This window comes from Aquabacterium sp. UBA2148 (assembly GCF_002328915.1).
In the GTDB taxonomy this organism is placed as follows: domain Bacteria; phylum Pseudomonadota; class Gammaproteobacteria; order Burkholderiales; family Burkholderiaceae_C; genus Aquabacterium; species Aquabacterium parvum.
In genome coordinates, this window is the sequence record NZ_DCXA01000248.1 from 1 (window position 1) to 6160 (window position 6160).

At 64.7% G+C, this 6160-nt stretch carries 5 protein-coding genes; 2 read left to right on the forward strand and 3 right to left on the reverse strand.

The window, feature by feature from the left end; translation table 11 throughout:
* A partial coding sequence (locus B2W70_RS13785; protein WP_286746520.1) for a helix-turn-helix transcriptional regulator occupies nucleotides 1-338 on the forward strand: 338 nt, incomplete at its 5' end.
* Between the two features lie 207 nt (nucleotides 339-545).
* On the opposite strand, the gene B2W70_RS13790 is transcribed toward B2W70_RS13785, so the two are convergent.
* Nucleotides 546-2990 carry a hypothetical protein gene (locus B2W70_RS13790; protein ID WP_286746522.1) on the reverse strand — a complete coding sequence of 815 codons (2445 nt, stop codon included), beginning with the start codon at nucleotides 2988-2990 and terminating at the stop codon, nucleotides 546-548.
* A gap of 475 nt (nucleotides 2991-3465) precedes the next feature.
* Entirely contained in the window at nucleotides 3466-3948 is a 483-nt protein-coding gene (locus tag B2W70_RS13795; protein ID WP_286746526.1) for a GreA/GreB family elongation factor, read from the reverse strand.
* 125 nt (nucleotides 3949-4073) lie between these two features.
* On the opposite strand from B2W70_RS13795, the gene B2W70_RS13800 reads away from it, so the two are divergent.
* Nucleotides 4074-4733 carry a glutathione S-transferase gene (locus tag B2W70_RS13800; RefSeq protein WP_349677459.1) on the forward strand — a complete coding sequence of 220 codons (660 nt, stop codon included), beginning with the start codon at nucleotides 4074-4076 and terminating at the stop codon, nucleotides 4731-4733.
* Nucleotides 4734-4761: 28 nt separating this feature from the next.
* Here the strand turns inward: B2W70_RS13800 and B2W70_RS13805 are convergent, their stop codons facing one another.
* Nucleotides 4762-5952 (reverse strand): alkane 1-monooxygenase, encoded by a 1191-nt coding sequence (locus B2W70_RS13805; protein WP_286746524.1) that lies wholly within the window; start codon nucleotides 5950-5952, stop codon nucleotides 4762-4764.
* Nucleotides 5953-6160 lie beyond the last annotated feature (208 nt).

Here is a 6160-nt window from a genome sequence, read left to right on the forward strand (position 1 = left end):
GGCGCCGGGCCCGGTTGGGCACCGGCGAGTTCCTGCGGCAATACCTGGCGGCGGCGCCTTTGAGCATGGCGCCGGACCTGCACCAGGCGGCGCGCGCGCTGGGGCTCAGCGACAGGACGCTCAAGCGCAGGCTTCAGGACGAAGGGCTCACCTACCGGGCGCTGCTGGCCGAGGTGCGCGGTGGCCAGGCTAACCAGCTGTTGGGGGATCAGACCTTGTCGCTCACCGAGATCGCAGAGCGCATGGGGTTCAGTGACCTGTCCAGCTTTTCGCAGGCGTACAAGAGGTGGTTTGGGGTGGCGCCGAGTATGAGGCGAGTGGGCGGTGGCGCAGCTTGACGTCTCGCGTGACGGGAGCGGCTGTTAGCGGTTGGTTCGACTGGATGGTTTGCGGTGCCATCCATCTACGTCCAGTCGGGATTTGTCGCGCAAACCGCCCTCGGCGATACAGCTGACGCACGCCTACATCGAGTCGAAGAGCGCGGCCGGCGGCGAACCGTCGGCCGACTCCTGCCTATCGCACGTTCACCGCTTTTGCTACCAGGCTTATTGCTCGATCTCCAAGACGTGCCACTGCGCAGTGGCGGAGACGGTCAAGGAAAGCTCACGTCCGCTGAGGGCGGGAATCGGCCGACTTGTGGGGGCCGCGCTCCCCAAATTGTATTCCTTGATCGAGCGCACAGCGGTGGTGGCGGGCAGCACGACCTTCAAGTTGACGGGCGCTGTGGTGGCTGTGACCGGAACTGGCCGCACCACATGCACCACGAACTTGCTCGTGGGCGTCGACGAGATCTTGTTCTCGCCCCAGCTGACGAGCACGCCTTCCATCGCCGCGGCAGGCGCGCCGCTGGCCCACTTGACGTCCAACCGCGATTTTCCGAAGCTGTTGGTCGTGGCCGAGGGCGCCAGGGCTGGCAGTGCCGAAGCGATGACCGGATCGCCCACTTTGATCTTGTCGCGCACATCGCCGGCAATGTAGACGTTGCCGACCCCGGAGGGGCCGTTGGTGCTGGCCGTGATGCCAGGCAGTGTGATCGATGTGCCTTGAGGCACGTTCCCGGCCAGGGGCTGCCCAGTGGGGCTGACCAGCTTCACCATGGTGCGGCTGGCGTCGTCCGGATAGAACTCGGCGCTGCCGACCGTCCACAGCGATTGGCCGCGGTTCAGGAAGTCGGCTGCCTCGAAGCCGGTACGCAAGTACGTCAGTTCGGCGCCCCTCGGCACCGCCTGCGCCGTGGCCGAGCTGACGACCAGATGCCTTGCGTTGGCATCCTGCGTGTATGTCACAGCCACCGGCCCGCTGCTGGCCGGCTTGAACACGGCGTAGCCAGGAGTGCCTGCGGTCAGGCCCGCAAACAGCTTTTCGCTGGACAAGGTCAGGCGCGCTTCCGTCTGGCCGGCCTTGGGGCCGCTGGTGTGTGTGTAGTCGACATTGGCGGCCACATAAGGAAGGGGCGTGAGACGGCGTGTGAACTCAATGGCCTGCCGGCTGTTGGTGGGGGTGATCTGCCGGACGGCCGAGCACACCCCGATCTGGTCCGCGTCCGACTTCGCGAGGTAGAGCGCCCCCACGGTGGTGACCATGGCGGTGACGTACGTCCGGTCATTGATCGTCACCTGTGAGCCGGCGGGAATGGCCTTGAGCGTGCCAATCCCTTCGAAATCAAGCGCGATCACATTGGGGTAGGAGGGGTGGGGCGTCTTCTTGGTGACGCGCGATGTCTCCATGAAGCCCATGTGCCCGTCGATGACGTAATTGTCGAACAGGCTCTTGTTGCCGCTGATGAGGCTGAAGACATCGGCGAAGCGCGCCGGGTCACCGAAGTAGCGCTCGGCCTCGCCTGTCCGGCATGCGCCGGGGAAAGTGCCTGGCGAACACATGTAGATGTCCCAAGGGGCGACCGCCTGGGCACCCAGGGCATAGGCGCTCATGGTCACGCGCCGGTATTCGTCGGTTTGCCGCTGCTCGGTGCTCATCACGGGGATGGGGCGGGAGCCATGGCAGGACGGAAGCGGGGACGGCTCTTGCTGCAGCCTCAGCACAGGGTTGAGCACGACGCGCTTGCCAGTGAACTTGAATGGCGCGATGAACTGCGTGAGGGCGAACGGATCGGTCTGGCTCAGTGGCAACTCGGTGTTGACCCAATCGATGTTGCGGTCCATCACCTTGGAGTAGTAAGGCCAGTAGGCGGTGTTGGCCATCAGCGTGCCGCTCGAGCCAATCACGTTGCGCACTTCATTGCGCAGCGAGCCCAGGTGGTCGTTGCTCACCTTTTCGCTGAAGCGCAAAAACAGGCTCTGGAGTTCAGCTGTCAGAGGGGCATTCTGGAAGCTGTATTCGCCGCGCACGTACTTGGCATAGTCGAACTTTTCGCCGGTGGTCGAGATGTCGAGCGACGGCAGTTGCTGCTTGAATGCCGGAGCCAGTCGGTCTTTCAGGAAGGTGTTGAACTGGCTGCTGCCGTGGCAACCCTTGTGGCCATCCCTGTCGCCGGTCAGCGCGCTGGCGAAGTTCGTGCCGCCGTCGTCGTACTGAACGGAGTTGCAGCCGGCTGCCTTGGCATCGGCAATGAGCGTCTTCTGGAGTTGCTCACGCTTGAGTGCATCGCCGATGTACTTGCCGGCGACGATCGCGTTGAGAGGCAGACCATCGGCACTCAGACAGGCCTGCGCTTCATCAGCCGTGCTCTGGTTGTTGATCAGGACGTGGTTGTTGATGGTGCACTGCGCCTTCATGCCTAGGTTGATGAAGGGCTGGGTGGAGTAGATCCCACCGTTCTTTGATGTGTAGTGCCACCAGAGCACGGTGGCATGGAAGCCGTCGGCCGCCTGGAGGGCGGCCGACTGGGTGGCCGGTGCCGCGCGTCCATCAAAGCGCCAACTGAACAAGATGTCGCTGGGTGAAGGGGCCTGGGACTGGACGGGGGCTGATGCGGTCGCAGCCATGCCGGCTGCCAGCGCGAGCGCGCTGTAGCGATGTCGTTGCTTCATGATTCCCTGCTTTGTGATCGATGTGGGTAGAGAGCATCGAGGCCCTCTTCGGACATTTCATCACAGCTCTCTAAAGCAGGGTGTTACAAAACGCTGAACCTGCGCAGGCCTTCTTGGAGGTGGTCGCGCCATGCTGCGAAGACAGGCGCAAGTGCGGCGAGGCCCTGATGCCCCGAAATCGGGCTCCGGTGTCAGACCCCATTGCGCCTCTTGCAAGGCCGTTATGGAAAAGCGCATCGCATCCAGCCCTGTGCTGCTGAAGTCGATGTACTCGTGGCACGCGTGGTCGGGCACCGCGGGTGCGTGCAGTCCGATGTCGGGTGGTATGCAACGGGTCCGGCTCGCGATGTCTCACCGACCGAGTCCACGGTTCCGAGCAGCCTGCAGTCACCGTTCGCCGGTGACTTCTCAAGCCTCGCTGCTGGTTTCAAAGCCCTGCTCACCTCGCTCAACCGGACGTGAGCTGGCGTGCGGCTCAAACAACCTGCAGCACCTCAAACTGCTGCCGTATCTGAGCGACCTGCACCGACACCTCGTCTCCCTCGAACTTACCCAGCATGGCCCTGCCCAACGGGGCTTCGACGCTGATGACCTGCACGACCTGATCGCCGCAGACCAGCTTCATGCTGCCCCCAACCGGCCCGAGAAAGAGGTGTTGCTGCCGGCCGTTTGAATCGACCAGGCAGACCAACGCGCCGAGCTGTATGCCTTTGCTGGGCTCGTAGGGACCTGGGTGGAACTGACGCCAATTGGCCATCACCTGGCGGATGGCTTCGGCGCGCTGAGCTTGGCCGGAGGCCAGGTAGGCGGCTTCGAGCCCCAGCGTGTCGTATTTGTTTTCGGCGATGTTTTCTTCGTGAGTCGCCGTTTCATGGGCCACCCGCGCTGCCTGTTCAGCTTGCAGCAGGTCTTCGGCGAGCCGGTCCAGCACCTGCTGCTTCAGCAAGAATTTATCCATGGTGAAAGGCAGGCGCATCGCACGAGGTTGGGCTGGTTTCGATTATCACGGGGCCTGCCAGCCTTCTGTGCATCTGTGTCAGTCCGCAGCATACTGACCCCTCCAAACCAAACCCAGGAGCCCCCATGCCACCCCTGCGCCTCATCGGCATGCTCGACTCGCCCTATGTGCGCCGCGTGGCCATCTCCATGCACTGCCTGGGCGTGCCCTTCGAGCACGAGGCCGTCTCCGTCGTCAGCACCTTTGCGCAGTTCCAGCGCATCAACCCCGTCGTCAAGGCGCCCACGCTGGTCTGCCCCGATGGCGAGGTGTTGATGGACTCGTCGCTCATCCTGCAGTTCATCGAGGCGGCGCACAGCCAGGGTCGGCACCTGTGGCCCACCGAGGCCCACGCGCTGCAGCACGACTTCCGCGTCTTGAGCTTGGCCATGGCCGCGTGCGACAAGGGCGTGCAGTCCATTTACGAGCGCAAGCTGCGCCCCGCGGACAAGCAGCATGGCCCTTGGCTGGAGCGCGTGCGGGGTCAGCTCGTGGCCGCTCTCGAGGGCCTGGAGCAAGCGGTGGCTCGGCAGCCCGAGGCGCTGGCGCCGGTGCAGGGCCAACCCACGCGGCAGGCGGGCATCACGGCCGCCATCGCCTGGCAGTTTGTCGGTGAGGTCGAGCCCAGCCTGGCGGTGGCAGCCACGCACCCGGTGTTGGCAGCCCTGGCCGCGCAGATGGAATCCACCGAGGCCTTCAAGCGGTTTCCGCCTGTGGGGCCTGGGGTGAGCCCGCCTGCGGCGTGACGCTGGCGGGCTGGGGCATGACCAGGTGTCAGGCCGAAGCCCCCACCTCATCCTTCATCCCGAAGGCCTTGACCAGGCGCTTGCGCTGCGCCGGCAGGAAGTTGATGCGCGAGGCGTCGCCACCCGTGGCCTTGACCACGCGCTTGTCCATCACGGCAAACCACAGCCAGGGCACGTAAGCGACCAGGAACATGCCCGTGTAGCCCAGCGGCAGGAAGGTGGGGATGTCGTGGAAGCTGCGCAGCGACTGGTAGCTGCGGGTTGGGTTGGCGTGGTGGTCGGAGTGGCGCTGCAGCTGGAAGGTCAGGATGTTGGACAGCACGTGGTTGCTGTTCCACGAGTGGTGCGGCTGGCAGTGCTCGTAGCGGCCATCGGCCTTCTTCTGGCGCACCAGGCCGTAGTGCTCGATGTAGTTGGCCGAGGTCAGCATGAAGGCGCCCAGGAAGGCCAGCACCATCAGCAGCACCAGGGCCTGCGTGCCCAGCCAGGCGGTCATGCCGCCCCAGACGATGGCGGTGCCGATCCAGCCCTGCACGATCTCGTTGTCCAGGCTCCAGGCCGACTTGCCCTGGCGCTCCAGGCGTTCGACTTCGAGGTCCCAGCCGCGGAAGTAAGCGCCGGGCATCTCGCGGAACATGAAGCGGTAGATGGTCTCGCCCATCTTGGACGAGGCAGGGTCTTCCGGCGTGGCCACGTGGCGGTGGTGGCCGCGGTTGTGCTCGATGCAGAAGTGCGTGTAGGCGCCCAGCGAGAGGTTGAACAGCGCGGCCTTGCGGGGCAGCCATTCCTTCTTGTGGCCGAGCTCGTGGCTCATGTTCATCACCAGGCCCAGCATGAAGCCGTTGATGATGACGGTGGTGACGACGCCATACCAGGGCACGGCGTGCGTGCTCAGGAACCACACGTTGAACAGCGTGGTGGCCCAGCCCACGGGGATGGCCAGGTAGATCATCCAGCGGTAGAAGGCGCGGCGCTCGAGGTCGGGCACGGCGGCTTCAGGCGGGTTGCTGGTGTCGTCGCCGATCAGCCAGTCGAGGATGGGCACCAGCACGAACAGCACCAGAAAGGGCAGGACGTACCAGGCCGCGTGGTCCAGGCCCATGAGGTGGGCCACGGGGCCCGTGGCGACGATGGCGGGGATCAGGGCTGGCAGCAGCCACAGCGGTTTCTTCGGGTCCCGGTAGGACGTGGCCAACGGGTCGGGTAGCACGGCGCTCATGTTGTTGTCTCCTCGGTGTGTCTCGGTGTGAAACCGTGAAATGGGGTGATGCGATCTTGCGAGGGCAGGGCGAAATGGGGTACCGTCGGCGCTGGCAACTTATCGTCATTTGGTGACAACCCCTTTGAGCTCCCGAACCCTCCCCGCGCAGGCGGCCGACTGGCTGGCGCCCGCGCTGCACCCCATCTACGCCCGGCTGATCTGCGCC